Source organism: Agrobacterium vacciniicorymbosi (assembly GCF_040427045.1).
In the GTDB taxonomy this organism is placed as follows: domain Bacteria; phylum Pseudomonadota; class Alphaproteobacteria; order Rhizobiales; family Rhizobiaceae; genus Agrobacterium.
In genome coordinates, this window is sequence record NZ_JBETMF010000002.1 from 14,006 (window position 1) to 35,766 (window position 21,761).

20 protein-coding genes are annotated in these 21,761 nt (G+C 57.1%); 15 read left to right on the forward strand and 5 right to left on the reverse strand.

The window, feature by feature from the left end; translation table 11 throughout:
* The first annotated feature begins 50 nt into the window (after positions 1 to 50).
* Positions 51 to 1,715: a response regulator gene (locus tag ABUK73_RS03240; protein ID WP_353576022.1), complete on the forward strand. Its 1,665-nt coding sequence runs from the start codon at positions 51 to 53 to the stop codon at positions 1,713 to 1,715.
* Positions 1,716 to 1,853: 138 nt separating this feature from the next.
* Positions 1,854 to 3,215, forward strand: a complete 1,362-nt coding sequence (locus ABUK73_RS03245) for a putative bifunctional diguanylate cyclase/phosphodiesterase (RefSeq protein WP_353576023.1) — start codon at positions 1,854 to 1,856, stop codon at positions 3,213 to 3,215.
* A 174-nt stretch (positions 3,216 to 3,389) separates the two neighbouring features.
* On the opposite strand, the gene ABUK73_RS03250 is transcribed toward ABUK73_RS03245, so the two are convergent.
* The 4 genes from ABUK73_RS03250 to ABUK73_RS03265 are packed head-to-tail and all read right to left on the reverse strand — an operon-like array spanning position 3,390 to position 6,608.
* Positions 3,390 to 4,277 carry an SMP-30/gluconolactonase/LRE family protein gene (locus tag ABUK73_RS03250; protein WP_353576024.1) on the reverse strand — a complete coding sequence of 296 codons (888 nt, stop codon included), beginning with the start codon at positions 4,275 to 4,277 and terminating at the stop codon, positions 3,390 to 3,392.
* A 3-nt stretch (positions 4,278 to 4,280) separates the two neighbouring features.
* Positions 4,281 to 4,910 carry a 2-dehydro-3-deoxy-6-phosphogalactonate aldolase gene (locus tag ABUK73_RS03255; protein ID WP_353576025.1) on the reverse strand — a complete coding sequence of 210 codons (630 nt, stop codon included), beginning with the start codon at positions 4,908 to 4,910 and terminating at the stop codon, positions 4,281 to 4,283.
* A 10-nt stretch (positions 4,911 to 4,920) separates the two neighbouring features.
* The gene (locus tag ABUK73_RS03260) at positions 4,921 to 5,838 is read right to left on the reverse strand and encodes a 2-dehydro-3-deoxygalactonokinase (RefSeq protein ID WP_353576026.1); all 918 of its coding nucleotides are present in this window, start codon (positions 5,836 to 5,838) and stop codon (positions 4,921 to 4,923) included.
* A complete protein-coding gene (locus tag ABUK73_RS03265) occupies positions 5,838 to 6,608 on the reverse strand; it encodes an SDR family NAD(P)-dependent oxidoreductase (RefSeq protein ID WP_353576027.1) in 771 nt (256 codons plus the stop codon). The genes ABUK73_RS03260 and ABUK73_RS03265 overlap by 1 nt, the downstream gene beginning before the upstream one ends.
* A gap of 117 nt (positions 6,609 to 6,725) precedes the next feature.
* Between ABUK73_RS03265 and ABUK73_RS03270 the strand changes: the two genes are divergently transcribed.
* From ABUK73_RS03270 to ABUK73_RS03330, 13 genes are all read left to right on the forward strand, one after another.
* Positions 6,726 to 7,526: an IclR family transcriptional regulator gene (locus ABUK73_RS03270; RefSeq protein WP_353576028.1), complete on the forward strand. Its 801-nt coding sequence runs from the start codon at positions 6,726 to 6,728 to the stop codon at positions 7,524 to 7,526.
* Between the two features lie 174 nt (positions 7,527 to 7,700).
* A complete protein-coding gene (locus ABUK73_RS03275) occupies positions 7,701 to 8,441 on the forward strand; it encodes a helix-turn-helix transcriptional regulator (protein ID WP_353576029.1) in 741 nt (246 codons plus the stop codon).
* A 77-nt stretch (positions 8,442 to 8,518) separates the two neighbouring features.
* Positions 8,519 to 9,742 carry a CmpA/NrtA family ABC transporter substrate-binding protein gene (locus ABUK73_RS03280; RefSeq protein WP_353576030.1) on the forward strand — a complete coding sequence of 408 codons (1,224 nt, stop codon included), beginning with the start codon at positions 8,519 to 8,521 and terminating at the stop codon, positions 9,740 to 9,742.
* A 176-nt stretch (positions 9,743 to 9,918) separates the two neighbouring features.
* On the forward strand, positions 9,919 to 11,043 hold the full coding sequence (locus tag ABUK73_RS03285; RefSeq protein ID WP_353576031.1) for an Mrp/NBP35 family ATP-binding protein: 1,125 nt from the start codon (positions 9,919 to 9,921) through the stop codon (positions 11,041 to 11,043).
* Between the two features lie 401 nt (positions 11,044 to 11,444).
* Complete coding sequence (locus tag ABUK73_RS03290; RefSeq protein WP_353576032.1) at positions 11,445 to 12,422, forward strand: magnesium transporter CorA family protein; 978 nt, start codon at positions 11,445 to 11,447, stop codon at positions 12,420 to 12,422.
* Positions 12,423 to 12,515: 93 nt separating this feature from the next.
* A complete protein-coding gene (locus ABUK73_RS03295) occupies positions 12,516 to 14,354 on the forward strand; it encodes a potassium transporter Kup (RefSeq protein WP_353576446.1) in 1,839 nt (612 codons plus the stop codon).
* A 184-nt stretch (positions 14,355 to 14,538) separates the two neighbouring features.
* Positions 14,539 to 15,708: a cell wall hydrolase gene (locus tag ABUK73_RS03300; RefSeq protein WP_353576033.1), complete on the forward strand. Its 1,170-nt coding sequence runs from the start codon at positions 14,539 to 14,541 to the stop codon at positions 15,706 to 15,708.
* Between the two features lie 270 nt (positions 15,709 to 15,978).
* The gene (locus ABUK73_RS03305) at positions 15,979 to 16,344 is read left to right on the forward strand and encodes an AtpZ/AtpI family protein (protein ID WP_353576034.1); all 366 of its coding nucleotides are present in this window, start codon (positions 15,979 to 15,981) and stop codon (positions 16,342 to 16,344) included.
* 65 nt (positions 16,345 to 16,409) lie between these two features.
* Positions 16,410 to 17,159, forward strand: coding sequence for a F0F1 ATP synthase subunit A (locus ABUK73_RS03310; RefSeq protein ID WP_111840962.1), 750 nt, complete (start codon positions 16,410 to 16,412; stop codon positions 17,157 to 17,159).
* Positions 17,160 to 17,230: 71 nt separating this feature from the next.
* Positions 17,231 to 17,458, forward strand: coding sequence for a F0F1 ATP synthase subunit C (locus tag ABUK73_RS03315; protein ID WP_027673924.1), 228 nt, complete (start codon positions 17,231 to 17,233; stop codon positions 17,456 to 17,458).
* Positions 17,459 to 17,535: 77 nt separating this feature from the next.
* The gene (locus ABUK73_RS03320) at positions 17,536 to 18,174 is read left to right on the forward strand and encodes a F0F1 ATP synthase subunit B (protein WP_353576035.1); all 639 of its coding nucleotides are present in this window, start codon (positions 17,536 to 17,538) and stop codon (positions 18,172 to 18,174) included.
* A gap of 1 nt (position 18,175) precedes the next feature.
* On the forward strand, positions 18,176 to 18,661 hold the full coding sequence (locus ABUK73_RS03325; protein WP_113088697.1) for a F0F1 ATP synthase subunit B: 486 nt from the start codon (positions 18,176 to 18,178) through the stop codon (positions 18,659 to 18,661).
* A 524-nt stretch (positions 18,662 to 19,185) separates the two neighbouring features.
* Entirely contained in the window at positions 19,186 to 21,009 is a 1,824-nt protein-coding gene (locus ABUK73_RS03330; RefSeq protein ID WP_353576036.1) for a HAMP domain-containing methyl-accepting chemotaxis protein, read from the forward strand.
* Positions 21,010 to 21,021: 12 nt separating this feature from the next.
* On the opposite strand, the gene ABUK73_RS03335 is transcribed toward ABUK73_RS03330, so the two are convergent.
* Positions 21,022 to 21,675, reverse strand: coding sequence for a ribonuclease HII (locus ABUK73_RS03335; RefSeq protein WP_353576447.1), 654 nt, complete (start codon positions 21,673 to 21,675; stop codon positions 21,022 to 21,024).
* Positions 21,676 to 21,761: the final 86 nt, after the last annotated feature.

The window sequence follows — 21,761 nt, forward strand, 5'->3', positions numbered from 1 at the left end:
CAGTTTTTGTGAGTGTATTTCGCTTTGAGACGTGCGTGTGAGGGATTGCAATGAATGACGTGGCGTCGATGGGCGCAGATATTCAATCTGCGATGCTCGACGCCGTTTGCGATGCGATTTCCTCTGGGCTGATCATTTATGATCGTCACGACCATATCGTTTTCGCCAATCGCCGTCTTCTGACCTATCTGCCCGTCTGCGAATCCAAGCTCGTCGTCGGCACGCGCCTTCGGGATTTTCTGGCCGCCCTTTATGATGGGCGAAAGAAGATTGATAGCGATTCTCTGCCACGCGGTGTGGAGCGTGATGACTGGATTGCCGAGCAACTGGCGTCTCACTGGAAAGAGCGTTCGGAAACCGTGGAGCCTCGAGGTGGGGACAGATGGCTGCGTCTCATCAAACGCCGCATGCCATCAGGCATGGGCATCTGCGTCATCACCGATATTTCCGAACAGAAGAAGCGTGAGGACCAGTGGCGTCTCGATATCGAGCGCGTGCAGCTGACCGAAGAAATTCTGGATACGCTGCCGCTTTCGGTCTTCGTCAAGGATCGCAACACCACCTATGTCGCCGTCAATAAGGCTGGCTGCTCGCTTCTGGAAACATCTGCCGATCTCATTCTCGGTCGCACTGTGTCGGATATCCATTCCGAACCGCTCGCCTCACGCATCGACGTAATGGATCGCCATGTGCTGGAAAGCGGAAGCCCCGCCATTCTGCCGGAGCGGGTGACACGCCTGACGGGTGAGGAAGTTCTCGTCATCACCCGAAAGCAGCGCGTTGGTAAACCGGGCCGGTATTTTTTGGTCACGACCATGGATGACGTCACTGCCTTTGCAACGGCGGGAACGGATGGAAGCAGCGTTATTCGCGGCCTGGAGCATATGTCGTTCACGCCGTCGTCTTATATGGACGACGAACACCATCAGGCCTCGCAGCTGTTGACGGGCCGCAGCATTCTTCTGGTTACGCCAAATACCGCGCTTGGCGAAGTCGCGCGTCGCAAAATGACCGCTGTTGGTGTGGATTGCGCGGTCGTGACCAGCCATGACGAACAAAAGGCCTTCATGGAATTTGCCGCATCGGCCAATGTCCGGGTCGATCTCGTGGTCGTCGATGTTCAACTGGACATCGTCTGTCTCGATCTGCCCCAGACCTATGGCGTGGATGCCATGACGGTCGATGACTTCCAGCTGGAAAGCTCGTTGATCAACCAGATCACCCGCCATTTCCGGCTCAAGAACAGCGCTCTGTCCTCGCAGCAGGCGGATGGAAGCTGGGAAATTTCCACCGGCAACCTGCCGTCCCCGGCCAAGAAGGCGACGCTTGACGTTCTCGTTGCGGAAGACAACGACATCAACAAGATCGTCTTTTCACAAATCCTCGAAGGTCTTGGCCTGAGTTATAAGATTGCCGCCACTGGCAAGCTGGCACTGCAGATCTTCGAGCAGGACAAGCCCACTTTTGTCCTGATGGATACGACCTTGCCGGACTTCGATGGTTTCGAGGCGGCACGCAGGCTGCGCAAGATGATGGGCGCGGAGCGCATTCACACGCCCATCATCGGCGTCGTGCCGTTGGCATTTGAAGGTGACAGGCAGGCCTGCCTCGATGCGGGCATGGACGATATGATGCTCAAGCCCATCAGCCCTGATATGGTAGAGGCCATGATCAAACGGCACCTGCCGCAGCGCGAACATCGCATTCGTGGATGATCGACCCAAATTGCTTGAAACAGACCGGTTTACCCTGAAAATCGATGGCTATTTCGCAGAGTTTAGAGATAGTGTTTTCTTAAGAATCAGATCGCATTGTCTGCGAAAATCTCATAGTCCGTTGATCAGGATGTGCGCATGAAATCCCCAGTCCAAAATGCGCCGCAGGTCAGCCAGCACGAGTTGCAGGCCATGGCTTACAGCGATCCCCTGACGGGTCTGGGCAACCGCTATCGCCTGCGCGACAAGATCCGCATGCTTGCCGCAGAGCGGGCAAGCGATCCCGCCCCCTTCACCATCGGTGTCGCCAATATTGACGGTTTCAAGCCGATCAACGATCTTTTCGGCGTTGAGGCGGGCGATGAAATTCTCTGTCAGGTCGCCCATCGCCTCAGGGCCTGTGTACCGGATGGCGCGGTCGTAACCCGTCACGATGGCGACGAGTTCGCTTTTGTGCTGCCGCTGGTGTTTGAGCGACTGGGCGCGGAGCGCGTTGGCAACATGATCAAGGACGTGCTGTCTGCGCCTTACGATCTGGGTGATCGCAACGTGCGTCTATCCTCATCTTTCGGTTTCGCGATCTATCCATTTGCAGGCGAGGATTTTGAGGATTTGCTGAAAAGCGCCGAAACCGCGCTCTACCGTTCGAAACGTCGCGGTCGCGGCCAGATCACGGTTTATTCGCGCGAAATCGCGCAGGAAATGAAGCGGGCTACGCAGCTGGAACAGGCGCTTCGAAACGCCATCATCAGCGACGCGGTCGATGTGCATTTCCAGCCCATCGTGCGCCTCAGCGATGCCACGGTCATTGGCTTCGAGGCCCTTGCACGCTGGAACGATCCCGATCTCGGCTTCGTATCGCCCGCCGTCTTCGTGCCATTGGCGGAAGAGCGTGGCTTTATCGACGCACTGTCCGAAACGCTTTTGCGCAAGGCGGCGGAAGCCGCACTGTCCTGGCCACGAGAGCTGTTTCTGTCCTTCAATCTATCGTCCGCACAGTTGATGGACCCGACGACGGCGGAAAACATTCTGTCGATCCTGCGACGCGTGGGTCTCGATCCACGCCGCGTGGAGCTGGAAATCACCGAAACGGCGGTTATGACATCCGCCGATACTGCCCAGCGCATCATCAGTGAACTTCAGCAGGCGGGCGTGCGTATTTCCCTTGACGATTTCGGCACCGGCCAGTCGAGCCTCGGGCGCTTGCGTGACTTCTCCTTCGACAAGGTCAAGATCGACCGCGCTTTCGTTTCTCGCATCAGCACCGACCGTCCGTCCGAACACATCATCAAGGCCATCGTCGCCATGTGCGATGGGCTGGATCTTGAGGTTGTCGCAGAGGGTATCGAGGACAAGACGGAAGCGGAAAAACTGCGCAGCCTCGGTTGCGCCATGGGTCAGGGCTATTTCTACGGCCGCCCGGTGGATGCCGCCGCGACCCACCGCTATCTCCAGGAAAACTACCGCGACGTGCCAGCGTCTGGCTTGGATTTCGGCTAGCAATCTTTTTCCAAGGTTGTTTTGGTTCCCCGTCATCCCGCACTTTGATGCGGGATCCAGCGCGATCAAGTCTTTGATCGCAGAAGACTCCTTCTCGCCGCAGACGCGGCTCTGCTGGATTCCGGCTCAGGGCCGGAATGACGGAGAAATGTTTGGATCATCCCAAAAAGGGCGTCAAACCCGATAAGCCCCATCCAGCACACCCTTCACCTCGATCCCGAGATCAAAGGTCGTGCCAAACAGCGGGTTGGCCTTCACCGTCGCGTCGTCCAGGCCTTCGCAGGCGGAGGTGACGGCGAGGCGATTGGCGGTAGCACCGAAGAATGCCGGGCAGGTCGTCTGCTTTGCTGGCACCTCATAGCGGTCGAGATGCTGGCCGGTCGGGGAATAGCGGTCCACGGCACCCATCCCCCAGCGGGCGTTCCAGATGTGGCCATCGGCATCGCAAACCGATCCGTCGATGCCACCATCCTTGCCTGCCTGATCGACAAGCACCTTGCCGGGGCCGGTTGGCAGGCCGGTTGCTGGATCGAGTGGAACGGCCATCAGCTTGTTGGCCCGCGTGTCGACATAATAGCCGGTCGCGCCATCCGGCGAGAAGCAGATGGAGTTGGAGATGCTGATGTTCTCGAACAGCGTCGTCACCACGCCCTTGGCGACATGATAGATGCCGCCTGCGCCGTCTTCGGCCTTCTTGCCCATGGTGCCGATCCACAGTGCGCCGCTCTGGTGCACGCGACCGTCGTTAGAGCGGTTGCCGGGTTTGCCGGGCTCGAAATCGGCGTGGAGGAACAGGTCGCCCGTTGCACGGTCGCGGATGAACAGGCCTTCGTCGGAGGCCAGCAACTGGCGCTTCTCATCGATCCGCGCCACGACGCTCGCCATGAAGGGCAGGGCATGCACAATTTTTTCGCCGGTTGCCGGATCGAGTTCGTGCAGTTCCTTGCCGAGAATGTTCAGCCAGCAGAGCCTGTTGGTCAGCGGATCGAAACTCGGGCCTTCGCCCAGATGCATCTGTGTCGCGTCCAGCACCGTACCAGCAAATGTGTGGATGTCAGCCATGGCTCAAGCTCCCATCGCGATATCATAGGCCTTGACGGTGACGAGCGCGCGCTCATGCACATCTGCTGCTGTCATGCCAGGCTTGTAGAGGCTGGTGCCGAGGCCGAAGGCTGTGACGCCGATGCTGGTGTAGTCGCTGAAATTCTTGTCGGAAACGCCGCCGACAGCCGCAACCATCGTGTCCTTGGGCAGAATGGCGCGGATGGCGTTGATGCCGGATGGGCCGAGAACGCTGGCGGGGAAGAATTTGAGGCCAGTGGCACCAGCTTTCAGCGCCAGCAGAGCTTCAGTCGGTGTCAAAACACCGGGCATGGTGACCATGCCCTTTTCACGCGCCGCCGTGATGACATCGACATCGACATTGGGGCTCACCATCAGCTTGCCGCCTGCCGCATCCACATTCTTTACATCGTCAACCGTCAGCACGGTGCCAGCACCGATCAGCGCATCTGCCGGGGCGAGCTTTGCGGCGATTTCGATGGAGCGGAAGGCGTCCGGCGAATTGAGCGGAATTTCAATGGCGCGCAGGCCGCTTTCCAGCAGCACGCTCACCACGCCCTCGGTTTCCTCCGGCCGGATGCCACGCAGAATGGCGACGAGCGGGTACTTCATGGGGGGGAAGGGAATACGCATTCAAATCTCCTCAGTGCCAGATGGCATGTGCGGCGGCGACAAGCCCGTGGCGAACGGCTTCATCGGCATCGATGGTTACGAAATTGATGGACAGGGCGTCGAAGGCCGCCTTGTAAAGCGCACCCAATGCGCCGGATGCAATCAGCACCACCTTTGCGCTTTTCGGTGCGGTGGAATGGGCACCGGCGATCTCCAGCCCGATCATGGTGCCGGAGAGCTTCGCCTTTGCGTCTGTCGCGGAAAGACCGTGCAGCAGTTGCCCGGACCGCACCGTAAACAGCCGGTTCGTCGCCATTTGCGGGTTGGCGTAGCTATCCGCCACGGCAGCGCGGAAAGCGGGAAGATCACCGGTAAAGGCTTGCGCCTCGGCAATGGCATGCGACAGGATGGAGTGTTTGGAAATGACGTCAAACAATTCGCCGGTCATGAAGGTGGAAAAGCCGGTGACCTTTAGATTGCTGACGCTGACCCATTTGGAATGGGTGCCGGGCATGCAAACCAGTTGCTCGCCGGTTTTGTAATCCGCAGACAAGGCACCCAGAAGCTGGGTTTCTTCACCGCGAATGACGTCGGGCGTGTCTGCCGCGCGTTGGGCAAGACCCGGTAGAATACGGATATCATCTGCCTGACCCGGCACACGCGCTGCACCCTTCAAAACCTCTGAGAGATCGGCGGGCACATCCACATAGCCTGCTTCGACCCAGCCTTGCCGCGCACCTGCCATGCCGCAGATGATGACGGGAAGGCCCGAAGGAGCAGAGAGGGCGGTAAGATGGGAGGCCAGCACTTCCGGGAAACCGGTTTTCATGGCCGTGGTCATGCCCTCGGCGCTGCGTCGCTCGCCCAGTATGTCGCCGGATTTGCTCATCAGCCAAAGCCGGAAACTGGTCGTACCCCAGTCTACGGCAACAAATGCGGCATCGGACATTACAAAAGACCTCCATCAATGATGATTGTTTGGGCCGTCATGGCGGCAGATGCCGAAGAGGCCAGAAAAAGACAGGGACCGATAAGATCATCCGCCGTCAATGCGCGCTTGAGGCATTGGCGGGAAACGCCCTGCGAAATCGAATCGTCCGTCAGCCAGAGTTCCTTCTGCCGCTCGGTCACGATCATGCCCGGTAGAATAGCGTTGACGCGGATGTTTTCAGGCCCGAGCCGTCCGGCAAGGCTCTTCGTCAGGCCGACGATACCGGCTTTTGCTGCGGCATAGGCCGGCAATTCGCCCATGTTCAACAGATAGGAAATGGACGAGAAATTGATGATTGAAGCACCATGCGCCTTGCGCAGATAGGGCAGCGCTGCTTGTGTTACGAAAAACACCGGCTTCAGATTGACCGCGTGGTTGGCATCCCAATAATCGCTGGTTACGGTGTCGATATCGTGTCGGTCATCCCAGGCGGCGTTGTTCACCAGAACCTTGATGCCGCCAGTCGCTTCTGCCGCCGTCTCGACGGCATGTGCCAATTGGGATTGGTCGCGAAGATCGGCCTCGATGAAAGTCACAGGATGTCGGGTTTTCCGGGATAGCGCTTCGACAAGGTTTTGGCTGGCGGAAACATTGATGTCGATGAAGGCGACTTTTGCGCCTTGCTCGGCAAAGGCCTTAACCAGCGATGCGCCGATGCCCGAACCGCCGCCGGTAATGAGAATGCCCTGATCCGCAAATTCGGAAAACTGTCCGGAATTTTCCGCCATCACGCCTCCCAGCACGGATTGCAAGTTCCATTATTTGGAACTAAGTTTCATTTGACGGAATAGTGCCCTTTCCGCCTCTGAAATGTCAAGCGCGGCAATGTCGCACATGGAGATAACATGGCGTCCCATTCTACCGAAAAGACAACGGATAGCACCACCGGAACGTTAGGAAAGGCGATTGCGCTGCTGGAACTCGTCGTCATGTCACCGCAGCCGCTTCGCTTCACCGATATTCTCCAGCGCTCTGGCCAGCCGCGTGGCACGCTCCATCGGCAGCTTGTTCATCTGCTCGAAGAGGGCTTGTTGGAGCAGAAGGACGACCAGACCTATGTCGCGGGCGTGCGGCTTCTGACATTCGCTTCACAGGCATGGAGCGGCAACGACCTGCGCTCCATCGCCGCACCGCATCTGCGTGTTTTGCATGAAAAGACACAGGAATCTGTTCATCTCGGCGTGCTGCGCGGTGCCGAAATCGTCTATCTCGACAAGATCGATGGCAAGCATGCGGTGCGCATGTATTCGCAGATCGGACGCGTGTCTCCGGCCTATTGCACCGGCGTCGGCAAGGCTGCGCTTTCGCTGCTTTCCGATGCGGAACTGGATGACGTCGCCAGCGCAATGGTCTTTCATCCCTACACGCAAAACACCATTATTTCTGCAACCCAGCTAAAACAAGAAATTAATAATATTAGACACTGCGGATACGGCTTCGATCTGGAGGAGCATGAGACCGGAATTCAGTGCATCGCGGTGCCGGTTTCGGCGCAGGGCAGATATTTTCATGCCGCCATCTCGGTCACCGGACCGGCCTATAGACTAACGCGAGAGCGCCTTGAAGGCTGGTCTGAGCTGGTGCAGGAAGCAGCGCGGAATATTTCTTTAGATATTTCGGTGCGTCTGCCGCCTGCGCAAGAATGAAGCCATAGAAGTTATCTGTAAATGTACAATAACAATCTTTAGATTCGAAAATGATATGAAACTTCGTATCAACTTTTGTTTGCAAAAATATAACGAATTGGTAATTATTGCCGTAACAATTTTCTGTTAGCCAGATTCATCCTTTTAAGCTTACCTTGTAAAGAATCAGAACCAATGTTGAAGCCAGAGATTTCCAGTTCTACGCTTCCCGGTGCAGAATGCGCGGAGGAGATTGCCGAACTGAAAACCCAGTTCGATATTTTCCGTTTTCTCAAGAGGATAACGGAAGCCTGGGGCATGAAAGCCTTCATGGTGCTCAACCTTCCGTCCCATATTTCCCTGGAACTGTCGCAGCACACCGTCATTACCAATTGGCCCGCAGAGCTTCTGCATCAATATGACAATGCGGGCCTGCTGAGCCGGAGCAATGTGTTTCGCACCCTCCGGCAGTCCTCTGTACCCTTTCTCGTCGATGCCGATCTTGCGCTGCAGGGGCATAGTGATGCTGCAGCCAAAACTGTTGCGGAGTTGTTCGACCGTTTCGATATGAAAACGTCGCTGTGGTGCCCCGTGCATGATCCCTCGGGTCAGAGAGGCGCAGTGTCTTTTCACGGCAACAAGACGCTGTTCCAGCCCAGATGCGTTGCGGAAATTTCTTTCATAGCTGCACATGTCTTCAGTCGTCTCGCCTATGTGCGCAGTCTCGATGCCCGCATTCCCGAAACGCTGACAGATCGCGAGATCGACTGTCTCAACTGGACAGCAGCGGGAAAGACCAGCGCGGAGATCGCTGAAATTCTTGTTCTGTCCGAGCATACGGTCAATCATTACCTCAATCGCGCGACCAAAAAGCTCAATACGGTCAACCGTACGCAGGCCGTTGCAAAAGCGTTGCGCGTTGGCCTGATAAAATAGGAATATTTTCGATTTTTTGATTGTACTCTGCATCAACGTGCGCAATTCTCGAATTGCCCACGGCAGAGGAGATTCGTTTGTCGGCTTCGAAAAGCTTCAAGGCTGGTTTTTCTCCGACAATTGATTGTGCGGTTCTTGTTGTCGCAGCCGAAAAAGGTTTCGCCACGGATGAGGGGCTTTCCCTCGAACTCGTCAAAAAAGCATCTGCCCGCGAGTTGCTGGCCGGGTGGGACAAGGGCGATCTCCACGGCCTGCATCTTTCCGCATCCCTGCCGGTTGCTTCAGCTCTGGGTCTGCCCGATCTTCCCGCCGATCTGATAGCGCCCTTTGTCCTTGCCACAGGCGGCGCGACCTTTGCCGTCTCGCAGATAGTGCATGACGATCTGGTCGAGCAGGGCATGAAAATCCCCGATCCTGGCACCGTCGCCCGGGCGCTTGCCCGCGTGGCGGCATCGCGCCAGACGGCGGGGCTGAAACCGCTCAAGCTTGCGGTCGAACATCCTCTGGCAGTCTCGATGTTCGAACTGCGTTATCTCCTGGACAATGCCCGCCTGCGCCTTGAACGTGACATCACGCTTGTCGAAGTGGCACCCTCAGCCATGCCGCAAATGCTGGAAGCGGGTGAGATCGATGGTTTCTATGTTGCAGAACCCTATGGTACCGCTGCCGTTCTGCGCGGAACGGCGAGGATCATTACCACCAAGTCCCATATCTGGCAGAATGCGCCGGAAAAGGTGCTGGCCGTCTCGCGGGATTGGGCAGGGGCCGAACCGGCAACACTGGAAGCGCTGTTGCGCGCCCTTTACCGCGCTGGCGAATGGTGCGCCATCAACGCCAATATAGAAGAGCTGGCTGGCATTCTGGCCGCACCCCATTATCTCGATATGGAGGGTGATCTCATTCTGCCGGCACTGACCGGCTTTATTTCGCATTCGCCTGCCCGCATGCTGGAATGCAACGGCTTCTTTTCCACCAGCGGCAAGGCGGCGAATTTCCCCTGGCAGAGCCAGGCGCTGTGGTTCTTTTCGCAGATGCTGCGATGGAACGATTGCCCGCCGGAATTCTCGGGCGATGTCAAAGCCTATGAGGCAGCCTGCGAGGCCTTCCGCCCGGATATTTTCCGCAAGGCGATCAAGCCGCTTTTCGCCCCTGTGCCATCAGCCAACATGAAGCTCGAAGGCACGCTGCACATGCCGGTCGATGTCGGCGCCTCCCGCTCCGGTCTCGTACTAGGCCCGGATGCGTTTTTCGATGGTCGTGTCTTCGATCCGGAAAAATTCGATACGGGTGGCGAAGTCTGATCAATCCATTCTGTGATGTGCGGATTGCGCTTTATCATTGGCGAAACCCGCACGCTTGGTTATTGAAGACCAACGCATGGAGGCGTTGAACGCTCTCATTACTGAAATCTACGCATCGTGCTGTCCCAAATCCTTGCGAGTTGCGGGCCGAGGCTGTGGGTATAACGGATATTGACATGACACAGGTCGATAAGAAGCAGATCGAACAGGCACTGGAAAGCGTCGTCTATCCGGGCGGCGACAGAAGCATCATGGCGCTTGGCATGGTGTCGGAAATCTTCATTGCCGATGCCAAGGCCTTCTTCTCCATCACCGTTCCGGCAGACAAGGCCGATTCCATGGAGCCGCTGCGGCTGGCTGCCGAAAAGGCAGCACTTGGCGTGCCCGGCATCAAATCCGCCATGGTCGCGCTCACGGCGGATCGTAAAGCTGGCTCTGCTCCGGCACAGAAAGCCCCACCGCCACCGGTAAAATCCGCTGTTCCGCAGCCCCGCACAAAAGCTGGTGTTCCCGGCATCGGTGCCATCATCGCTGTCGCCTCCGGCAAGGGCGGGGTGGGCAAATCGACAACAGCTGTCAATCTTGCGCTTGGTCTCCAGACACTGGGCCTGCGTGTCGGCATTCTCGATGCTGATATTTATGGCCCCTCCCTTCCGCGACTGTTGAAACTGTCCGGGCGCCCGCAGCAGGCGGAAGGCCGCATCATCATTCCCATGGAAAATTATGGCCTGAAGGTCATGTCCATGGGTTTTCTGGTGGATGAAGAAGCGGCGATGATCTGGCGCGGGCCGATGGTTCAATCCGCCCTGATGCAGATGCTGCGGGAAGTGGCATGGGGCGAGCTCGACGTTCTGGTTCTCGACATGCCGCCCGGCACCGGGGACGCGCAGCTGACCATCGCCCAGCAGGTGCCGCTGGCCGGTGCCGTCATCGTCTCCACGCCGCAGGATCTGGCACTGATCGATGCGCGCAAGGGCATCACCATGTTCCGCAAGGTCGAGGTGCCGCTTTTGGGCATCATCGAAAATATGAGCTACTTCATCGCACCGGATACGGGGGCGCGCTACGATATTTTTGGCCATGGCGGGGCGCGCGCGGAAGCAGAGCGTATCGGCGTTCCCTTCCTTGGCGAAGTGCCACTCACCATCTCCATCCGCGAATTGTCGGATGCCGGAACACCTGTCGTGGTGGCAGAGCCCGATGGGCCGCAGGCCCAGATTTACCGGGACATTGCGGAGAAAGTCTGGACACAGGTGGGGGCAGGGCTGCGCAAGCCCGCGCCACGCATTGTCTTCGAATAACGACGCCTGATCGATGCAGCCCACGCATAGCACTCGTTCTCTAGCACAACTTGACACGCCCGCGCTTAGGTAGAAAGCGCGGGCGAATTTCTGTTTTAACGAGAGTAAGACTCGTCCTTATCTGCTTCTGAAAACGCGGTAAAGCCTTGAATGTAGGGTAGTTTCTTCAGAGTTATCGGCTAGGAAAAGCAAGCGGTTTGGGGAGGCGATTTTTGCGGCTCGGCTTGGGGTGAAAAGCAGCTGCAAAAGCGCTGCGAAAAATACCCCTTGATTCTTGGAGGCATTGAGAGCATAGCCCTGCGCCGTTTGATCCGCCGTCCATCCGGGCGTTTGCGGAAGCCACACATGATGTGTTAGAGCAGCATATCGACCTCTGTCGGTGTGCTGACCGGAGAAACTGATTGATCAAAGCCTATCGCTCGAATTGCGAGGCAATCAGCCTGTCGGCGGACCGTTCGGTCCCGCAGATTTCGGACGATATTGTCTGGATCGATCTCATCAATCCGGAAAGAGCCGAAGAGCTTTACGTCGAAAATCTACTCGGCGTCGAACTGCCCACCCGCGAAGATCTGAAAGACATAGAACCATCCAGCCGCCTTTACGTGGAAGATGGCAATGTCTTCATGACCGGTTCTCTGGTGTGGAATGCGGATTCCAAAGACCCACGGCTGACGGATGTCGCTTTCATTCTCGTCGGAAAACGCCTCGTCACCATCCGTTATGCGGAGCCGAAGTCCTTCAATCTCTTCATCGGTGCCATTTCCCGCGTTCCGCATGAGATGCGCAGCGGCACGGCGCTGCTGTTGAAGCTTCTCGAAACCATCGTGGATCGCACCGCCGAAATTCTGGAAAATTCTGTCGTGCGTATCGATGATGTGGCCGCAGGCATTTTTGGGGAGCAGGCGCGCAGCAAGCGCAAGGCACCGCGCTATCTTGAAGACAAGATTGCCGATATCTCCGGCTATCACCGGCTGATATCGAAGGTGCGCGATAGTCTGGCATCGCTTGCCCGTTTGCAATCTTTTCTGCAAGCCACGCCCAATGTGCAGCAGGACAAGGAAAACAAGGAAACGGGCCGTTCCATTGGCCGGGATATCCAGTCCCTGTCCGAACATGCTTCCTTTATATCCGGCAATCTGACCTTTTTGCTGGATGCGTCGCTCGGCATGATCAATGTCGAACAGAACGCCATCATCAAGATTTTCTCCATCGCGTCGGTCGTGTTTTTGCCGCCAACGCTCGTGGCATCCGTTTACGGAATGAACTTTAACGTCATGCCGGAGTTGCAGTGGTCCTATGGATATCCACTGGCAGTCTTCGTCATGCTCATATCGGCCATCATTCCGTTCATCTTTTTCCGTTGGAAGGGCTGGCTCTAACCGGTCAGAATCAACATGTCTCATGCCTTGGATAAGGAACATATCGACAAGCCCGGCGCGGATGATCACCGCCTCAAAGGCCTGTTTCCGGCAATGCTGGGCTCGATCGGCGTCGTTTACGGCGATATCGGCACCAGTCCGCTTTATGCTTTTCGTGAAGCCCTGAAGCCCATCTCTTATGATGGTGTCACGGAATCGGAGGTCATCGGCCTCATCTCGTTGATGATCTGGGCTCTGACCATCATCGTCACCATCAAATACATCTGTTTCCTGCTGCGGGCAGACAATGACGGTGAAGGCGGCACGCTTTCGCTGCTGGCGCTGTTGATGAAGACCGCCGGTGCCAAACGTGGCGTCCTTATTATGCTGGGCCTCATCGGCGCCGCACTTTTTCTCGGCGATGCGATGATTACGCCAGCTCTTTCCGTCCTTTCGGCGGTGGAAGGCCTGAAACTCGTCACACCGCAGATGGATTCCTTCATCATCCCCATTTCCGTCGGCATTCTGGTTGGCCTGTTTGCCATCCAGTCCCACGGCACGGAAACGGTTGCCAAATTTTTCGGCCCGATCACGGCCGTCTGGTTCATCGTCATGGGCCTCGTCGGGTTGCTGCATATCTCGGATGACTACAGCATCCTCTACGCATTCAATCCCTGGCACGCCGTCGAGTTTCTGATGGCCGAGGGTTTTTACGGTCTTGTGGTTCTTGGTGCTGTCTTCCTGACCATCACCGGTGCTGAAGCGCTCTATGCGGATTTGGGCCATTTCGGACGCAGACCCATTCAGTGGGCGTGGTTCGTGCTGGTCTTTCCGGCGTTGACGCTCAATTATCTCGGGCAGGGCGCTCTGGTTCTGAAAGACCCGGCGGCAATGTCCAATCCGTTCTATCTGATGTTCCCGCAATGGGCGATTCTGCCAGCTGTCATTCTGGCAACGGCAGCCACCATCATTGCCAGCCAGGCGGTCATAACAGGCGCGTTCTCGCTGGTGCGTCAGGCCATCAACCTCGGCTATCTGCCGCGTATGGAAATCCTGTTCACCTCCGAAACCAATACGGGACAGATTTACCTTCCATCCGTCAACACCGTTCTCCTGTTGGGTGTCGTCGCGCTGGTGCTGACCTTCAAAAGCTCGGATGCGCTGGCCACTGCCTATGGTATCTCGGTGACCGGCGCGATGGTCGTTACCAGCCTGCTGTTCTTCCAGTTCGCCCGTAGCCACTGGAAATGGTCGAGATCGCTGGCCATGCTGGTCATCTTCCCGTTCATTTCGCTCGAACTGATCTTCCTCGGCGCAAACCTGTTGAAAATCCACGATGGCGGTTATGTGCCGGTGCTGCTGGCCGTTGCCTTCACCATTATCATGACGACATGGCAGCGCGGATCGAAAATCCTTTTCGCCAAAACCCGTCGCACCGATGTGCCGCTTAAGGCCTTCGTCGCTTCGGTTGAAAAGGAAAGTGCCCATGCGCCGGTTCGCATTCCCGGCACGGCAATCTTCCTGACCGGCGACCCGGAAACGGCACCTGCGGCGCTGCTGCACAATCTCAAGCACAATCACGTTCTGCATGACAAGAATGTCATTCTGACGATCCGCACGGAAGACACGCCGCGTGTTCACCCGGACAAACGCTATACGATCACCAAGGTCAGCGAGCGCTTCGTCGTCGTCGAACTGCATTTCGGCTTCATGGAAACGCAGAACGTCACGCAGGCCTTAGGCTACCTGCGTCGCACCGGCTACAAGTTCGATATCATGTCGACGTCATTCTATCTGGGCAGACGCAAGCTCGTTCCAGATCCGAAATCGGGCATGCCCGGCTGGCAGAACCGTCTGTTCATCGGCCTTGCCGAGACCGCGGCAGACCCTTCGGATTACTTCCGCCTTCCTGCAAACCGCGTGGTGGAACTCGGCTCTCACGTCGTGATCTGATCCACCCGCAATCCTGAACAAGAACGTAAGCGCCATCCTCTCCGTGAGGGTGGCGCTTTCTTTATATGCGGACACGCTAACGTGAAGACGCCCAAACCGGCCCTGTTAACCAAGCATCAAGGTTAATGAGAGATTATCCCGTGCTGTAGCAGTGAGTTGCGTCTGTGTGTCCGGAGTGCTGGTTTTGCGTTCAAGAAAAGTATCGCGTCGCGGGTCCTTCTTCTCGTTTGAGAAATGGACATCGCCTGTCGTCTTCGGCCTTGCCGCATGGCTCGCCTTTCCCTCCTTCGCCGCGCGCGCCGATCTGGCATCGCTTCTCGCCGGGCTTGATGGCGGTGGTGAACAGTGGCGCATGGTGCTGACCAATTCTCCTGCAGGCTCTGTCCATAATGCATCGCTCGCCTTCAACGAAGCAAATCCCGCATCTGCTCTGACCGGTGCTGGAATGGTTACGCCTGATGGTCGCAAGGTCGCCTTCGTGACCGGCAAGAGCGGCAAGCAGACTTCGCCAGACAGCGACCGCGTCAACCGCGCCGCCAAGAAGGGCCGGGTGGTCTCCACCGAAATCATGCAGCCGCCGAAATCCTTTACCGCAGGCTCCGTGCTTCAGCGCACCAGCATGCTGGATATCGAGCCGCTGAAGCGCAAGGACCGCACCGCCTTCGTCAAACAGAAGAAGAGCAACGAGATCGAACTTGCCTCCTTCTATTTCCGCCGCGACGAGACAAAGACCGAAAAAAGCGTTTCGCCCATGGTGGCAGCACTGATTACCAACCGCACGCCGGATGTCCTAGCAACGGCCTATGCGCCTGCCGAACCGGATTTCGCCCGCGAATCGCCATTCGATGCCATTTTGAAAAAGCCGGAAGCGGGCCGCTTCATTCCGCAGATTTCACCTGACGACCACGCCTGGGCCGCGACCCCTCTGCCAGCAGAGGTGTTTTCTGCCGCTGAACAGCAATGTCTCGCGTCCGGCATCTATTTCGAAGCGCGCGGCGAATCGGTTAAGGGTCAGGCAGCCGTTGCACAGGTCATTCTCAACCGCGTGCGCAATCCCTCCTATCCCAAAACCATCTGCGGCGTGGTCTATCAGAACAAGGATTGGCGCAATCGTTGCCAGTTTTCCTTCGCCTGTGACAATATAAAGGACCGCATCAACTCCGAGCGTCATTGGAAGATGGCCCGCGAAGTGGCGATGGCCACCACCGCTGGCAAGATCTGGCTCAGCGAAGTGGGGTCTGCCACCCACTACCATGCCGTCTATGTGCGTCCGGCCTGGGGCAAATCCATGAAAAAGGTCGGTAGAATCGGCCTGCACGTCTTCTACCGCACCTATGGCGGCGGCTGGAGCTGAGATTTGAGGCTTTTTCCCGGGATAAGCGTGTCAAAATTGCCGATTCCTGAAGGCAACGAGGCAAAGAATCCGCGAATATTGCACAAGATATTGATTCAAATACACAATTTTGTATTCCGCTAAGCGCCATCAGTGCCTTGACTAGCGAAGTCCCTAAAACTATGTTGCGCGCGACTTCAGAGCGGGCTGGAACAGGCTTAAAGCCCTGCCGTTTACAACTCCAAAGAGTTCTGGCAATGCCAGTATGGAGACAAAGGGTGGGATTTAGCAATGACCAGCAACCGTAACGATAGTCTGGATGAGCGCCGCAAGCGCCTGGCCGATGAGTTGGCAAAGGTGAAGGCGGAGGACGACGCGGAGGCGAAGACGGAACAGAACGCAGCGGAAAGCCGAAAAGGCTTTGCAATGGCGATCAAGCTGTCTTCCGAGTTTATTTCCGCGGTCATCGTCGGCGCCATGCTGGGTTATCTTCTGGACCATTTTGCTGGCACGTCGCCGTGGGGGATGATCGTTCTTCTTCTTCTCGGGTTCTGTGCGGGCGTGTTGAACGTCCTGCGTTCTGCCGGAGTGGTGGCCAAGCCGCCGCTTCTGGAAGGCGGACTGGGAAAAGACAAGGGTGGAAAGCAGGGCGACTGATCTCGCCTCTTTCCATGGATAGATAAAGTGCCGCCATGTGCGGCAACAGGTAAAGAGGGCAGCCGGTGGCAAACGATCCGACGCATCAGTTCATTGTACAGCCGATCATCCCGATTGAGATCGGTGGCGTGGATTTTTCGTTCACCAACGCGTCTCTTTTCATGGTTGCTACCGTCGCTGCCGCATCCGGTTTCCTTTATTTCGCAACGTCGAACCGCGGTCTGATCCCAGGTCGTATGCAGTCCGTTGCTGAAATGTCCTATGAATTCATCGCCTCCATGCTGCGCGAAGGTGCGGGCAAGAAGGGCATGGTATTTTTTCCATTCGTCTTCTCGCTGTTCATGTTCGTTCTGACGGCAAACCTCTTGGGCATGTTCCCTTACTTCTTTACCGTTACGAGCCAGATCATCGTGACCTTCGCACTGTCGTGCCTCGTCATCGGAACGGTCGTTGTTTACGGTTTTTATAAGCATGGCCTGCACTTCCTCGGCATTTTCGCGCCGCAGGGTGTTCCGGCGGTTCTTCTGCCGCTTGTGTCATCGATTGAAATCATCTCCTTCCTGTCTCGTCCGATCAGCCTTTCCGTTCGTCTCTTTGCGAACATGCTGGCCGGTCACATCACGCTGAAGGTCTTCTCGGGCTTCGTCGCTTCCATGGGTGCGCTCGGCGCCCTTGGTATCGGTGGCGCAATCCTGCCCCTCATCATGACGGTCGCAATGACCGGTCTCGAATTTCTCGTCGCCTTCCTGCAGGCATACGTCTTCGCGGTACTGACTTGCATGTACCTGAACGACGCCGTGCATGGCGGTCACTGAGAAGTAAAGTCGCTGGCCCCGAAAACCGGGTGTCAAAAATAGCCGCAACAACCCATTCTAAGGAGCTTAACATGGAAGCGGAAGCAGCAAAGTACATCGGCGCAGGTCTCGCATGCCTCGGCATGGCTGGTACGTCCCTCGCTCTCGGCCGTATCTTCGGCGATTTCTTGTCGGGCGCACTGCGCAACCCGTCTGCCGCTGACAGCCAGTTCGGCCGTCTGGTATTCGGCTTCGCCGTTACGGAAGCTCTGGGCATCTTCTCGCTGCTCGTAGCTCTCCTTCTCCTGTTCGCTGTCTAATATCGGCATCAGGTATGGATCACGGCTCGCCAAGCGTGCCGTGATCCTTCGCATTTGCACTACCCCTGGAGGTGAGCATGTTCGTGACCGAGGCTTTGGCCCAGTCAGCACCGGCGACAAGTGAAACGAATACCGGAACTCCGGCTGTCGGTCAGACCGCTCCGGAAGCAACACATACGGAAACGGGAGTGGCACATGATGCCGGTCACGCATCCGCAGTGTTTCCACCGTTCGATCAGTCCACTTACGCATCCCAGCTTCTTTGGCTGGCCATTTCGTTCGGCCTTTTCTACGTGCTCATGAAGAAGGTCATCGTGCCGCGCGTTGGTGGTATTCTCGAAGACCGTCACGGCCGTATCGCACAGGACCTCGATGAAGCATCCCGGCTGAAGGCCGAGGCAGATGCCGCCATCGAAACCTATGAAAAAGAATTGAGCGCCGCTCGCGCCAAGGCCGGTTCCATTGCCGCTGCCGCCCGCGAAGCCGCGAAAGTCAAGGCGGATGCCGACCGCGCAGCCATCGAAGCCGAACTGGCCCAGAAGCTGACCGCTGCGGAAGCCCGTATCGACAGCATCAAGAGCCAAGCATTTGCCGATGTCGGCACCATTGCCGAGGAAACCGCGACCGCAATCGTCGATCATCTGATCGGCACCAAGGTCAAGGACACGGATGCAAAGGCAGCCGTCGCTGCTGCATCCGCAGTGAAGGGAGCTTGATATGGCGTTCGATGCAACATTTTTCGCTCTCGTTGGTCTTATCCTCTTCTTCGTCCTGATTGCCTATCTCAAGGTCCCAGGCATGCTGGCAAGCTCGCTCGATGAGCGCGCTGGCAACATCAAGGAAGAGCTGGCGGAAGCCAAGCGTCTGCGCGAAGAGGCCCAGCACCTGCTGGCCGAATATCAGCGCAAGCGTAAGGAAGCCGAAGCCGATGCGGCCAACATCATCGCTGCTGCAGAACGCGAAGCCGCTGCCCTGACGGCAGAAGCAAAGGTGAAGACGGAAGAATTCGTCGCCCGCCGCAACGCTTTGTCGGAACAGAAGATCAAGCAGGCTGAAGCCGATGCCATCGGTGCCGTGCGCGCCGCCGCCGTCGATCTCGCCATCGCTGCTTCTGAAAAGCTCATCGCAGAAAAGACAACCGCAGCGGCAAAAGCCAAGCTTTTCAAAGCCGCCGTCAGCGACGTCAAGACGCGCCTGAACTAAAGCTACGGTTATCTTGGAAGCATCCGAGATTTAATCGAGAGATTTCAAACCCCTGCCGGGAAACTGGCGGGGGTTTTTATTTGTCGAAAAGCTGGATGGGTTGAACAATTTGCCTAACCATTTTTTTGCTGGAGCGTTGTCAAAAGCGGAGTATTAGGAAATCGGACTATTCTTAAGGTTGATGTTTTGATCTAGATTTGACGAATTCTCAAATAAAAATTTGAGAATAGATAAGCCGATGCAAGTCGAGCCATATGAGTTATTGGAAATATCAAAGAAACGGCGCTGGATAAGATAGATATCGGGCCATGTGATTTTCAGCCATTCTAATTTTAATAAAATTTCAATAATGATAATAGAATATATTCATTACGACATGGGGAGGAGCATGTCGCCTTGAGATAAAGTCCTAATAAATGGCCTCAAGGCAAAGTCGTTCCTCTCAAGAATATTATTCATGCAGTAAATTTATATCCAAACATGACTGTGTAAGCGGTGGGGTCACTCCGCGTCTGGGGATTATCATGCGAATATCGGTAGGTCTTGTTCTAGGTGCCCTGTCGGGCATTATGTTGCTCGTTGCAGGCGTGCAGGGCGGGTTTTCGATTTCTTCGCTCAATCAGATCAGGGGCAAGATCGATACGATCGTCGGTGATCGCGTGCCAGCCTTCATTCTGCTGGGTAAGGTCAATACGGAAGTCAGCAACATCAGAAACGCGCAGAGCTCGATTGTCAGCGCAACGCCTGAGGCATGGCCGCAATTCGAAACCCAGATGCAGGCAGCGCGCACCGCACTCGATGCCGATTTCCGGGAATACCAGAACTATCTGGTAGACGAGGCGGACAAGAAACATTTCGCTTCCTTCACCGAAAAATGGAAGGTCTCCGAAACCCGCTGGAACGACGTCAAGGCGCTGCTGACGGCAGGAAAGGCCGATGACGCACGCTCTCGCTTCGTGGGTGATGCCTTGACGGCCTATAGCGACGCCAAGGCCGCGCTGCAAAGCGCTGTCGATGATATGGAAGGCGACGTTCGAGGCGAGGGCGATGACACCACTGACATCGCCGAATCCGCCGCCATGCTCAATTACATCTCGCTTGCGCTGGCGCTAGCCATCGGCGCAGGTGCAGCCCTCTTCGGCAACATCCATATTGCCAGACCACTTGGGCGGATGACGGGCGTGATGCGCCGCCTTTCGGACGGCGATACGGATATCACCATTCCCGCTCGCGGTCGCAAGGACGAGGTCGGTGCGATGGCAGAAGCCGTCGAGGTCTTCCGCCGCGCTGCAATCGAAAACAAGCGGCTGGAGGCCGATGCCGAAACCAACCGCAAGCAGGCCGAGGTCGAACGTCTGGCTGCTCAGCAGAAGGCGGAAGCCGATGCGGAGGAGAGGCTGCGCATCGCAACATCCGGTCTGGCCGATGGCCTGCGCCGGCTGGCCTCCGGCGATCTCGCCTTCCAGATCAACGAGGTTTTCGCGCCTGACTTCGAACAGTTGCGGCACGATTTCAACCGCTCGCTCAAGCAGCTGGGCGCAACATTGTCGGAAATCTCACATTCCATTGACACGATGAACAACGGCACCCGCGAAATCGCGGAAGGGTCGGTCGATCTCTCGAAGCGCACCGAACAGCAGGCGGCAACGCTGGAAGAAACAGCTGCGGCTCTCGATGAAATCACCGTCAATGTTGCCAACTCCACCAAGCGTGTGAATGATGCACGTGGTGCTGCGACCGAAGCCAACCGTGCGGCAAAGATCTCCGGCGACGTCGTCGCGACTGCGGTTGATGCCATGCACCGCATCGAACAGTCTTCCGGCCAGATTTCCAACATCATTGTCGTTATCGATGAGATTGCGTTCCAGACCAATCTTCTCGCGCTCAACGCTGGTGTGGAAGCCGCGCGTGCGGGTGAGGCTGGCAAGGGCTTTGCGGTGGTCGCTCAGGAAGTGCGTGAACTGGCGCAGCGTTCCGCCAAGGCCGCCAAGGAAATCAAGGAACTGATCGGAAAGTCATCCACGGAAGTCGAAAACGGCGTCAATCTCGTCAAGCAGACGGGTGATGCCCTGAAGACTATCGAGCGGCATGTGACCGTGATGAACGAGCATATGGGTGCAATCGCCTCTTCCGCGCAGGAGCAGGCAACCGGTCTTGCGGAACTCAACACCGCCGTCAACCAGATGGACCAGACCACCCAGCAGAACGCCGCCATGGTGGAAGAAACGACATCTGCAACATCTGCGCTTGCCAGCGAAAGCGATAAGCTGCGGGAATTGTTGCAGCAGTTCCAGCTGACGGCTCAGGGCCGCGACCGTGGTGCTTACGATATGCGGCTTGCGGGCTAAACGACCTCCGCCTCACTCCACCCGCATGGGGCGGAAGCTCATGCGGTGAAGGGGACAGGGGCCATTGGCCTCGATGGCGCGCAGATGCGTTGGGGTGCCATAGCCCGCATGGGCCTCGAAACCATAGGCCGGATGGATCGATCCGGCCTTTTCCATCATCCGGTCCCGCGTGACCTTGGCGACGATGGAGGCTGCGGCAATAGAGACAGACCGCGCGTCACCCTTGATGACGGCTTTGCCGGTGCAGGGAATGCCCGGTGGAATATCCCGCCCATCGGCCAGCACGAGAGCAGGTGCCGTCTGAAGGCCAAGCACGGCGCGGCGCATGGCATCCAGGCTGGCGCGCAATATATTCATGCGGTCGATCAGGAGAGGGCCGGATGAGGCGATGGAGACGATGGATGTTTCCAGAATTTGCTCGAACAGGAACTCCCGACGCGCCTTGGACAGTTTTTTCGAATCGTTCAGGCCATCAGGAATATTGTCGGGGTCGAGAATGACGGCGGCGGCGACGACGGGCCCGGCCAAAGGTCCGCGACCGGCCTCATCCGTACCGGCCACCGGCCACTCTCCGCGCTTCCTCGCCTCCAGTTCCAGGCTGAAATCCGGGCCGGTGTCGATCAGGTCAAAGAGGGCAGGAGAATCGGGTGCTGTGCTTCGCTTCATGCGGCGAAACTGGCACAGGCAACCGATCTCCTGCAAGCCCCCGGTCGCAGGGTCTGTGCAGCAGCCCAAGGGGCGGAGGGCTGCTG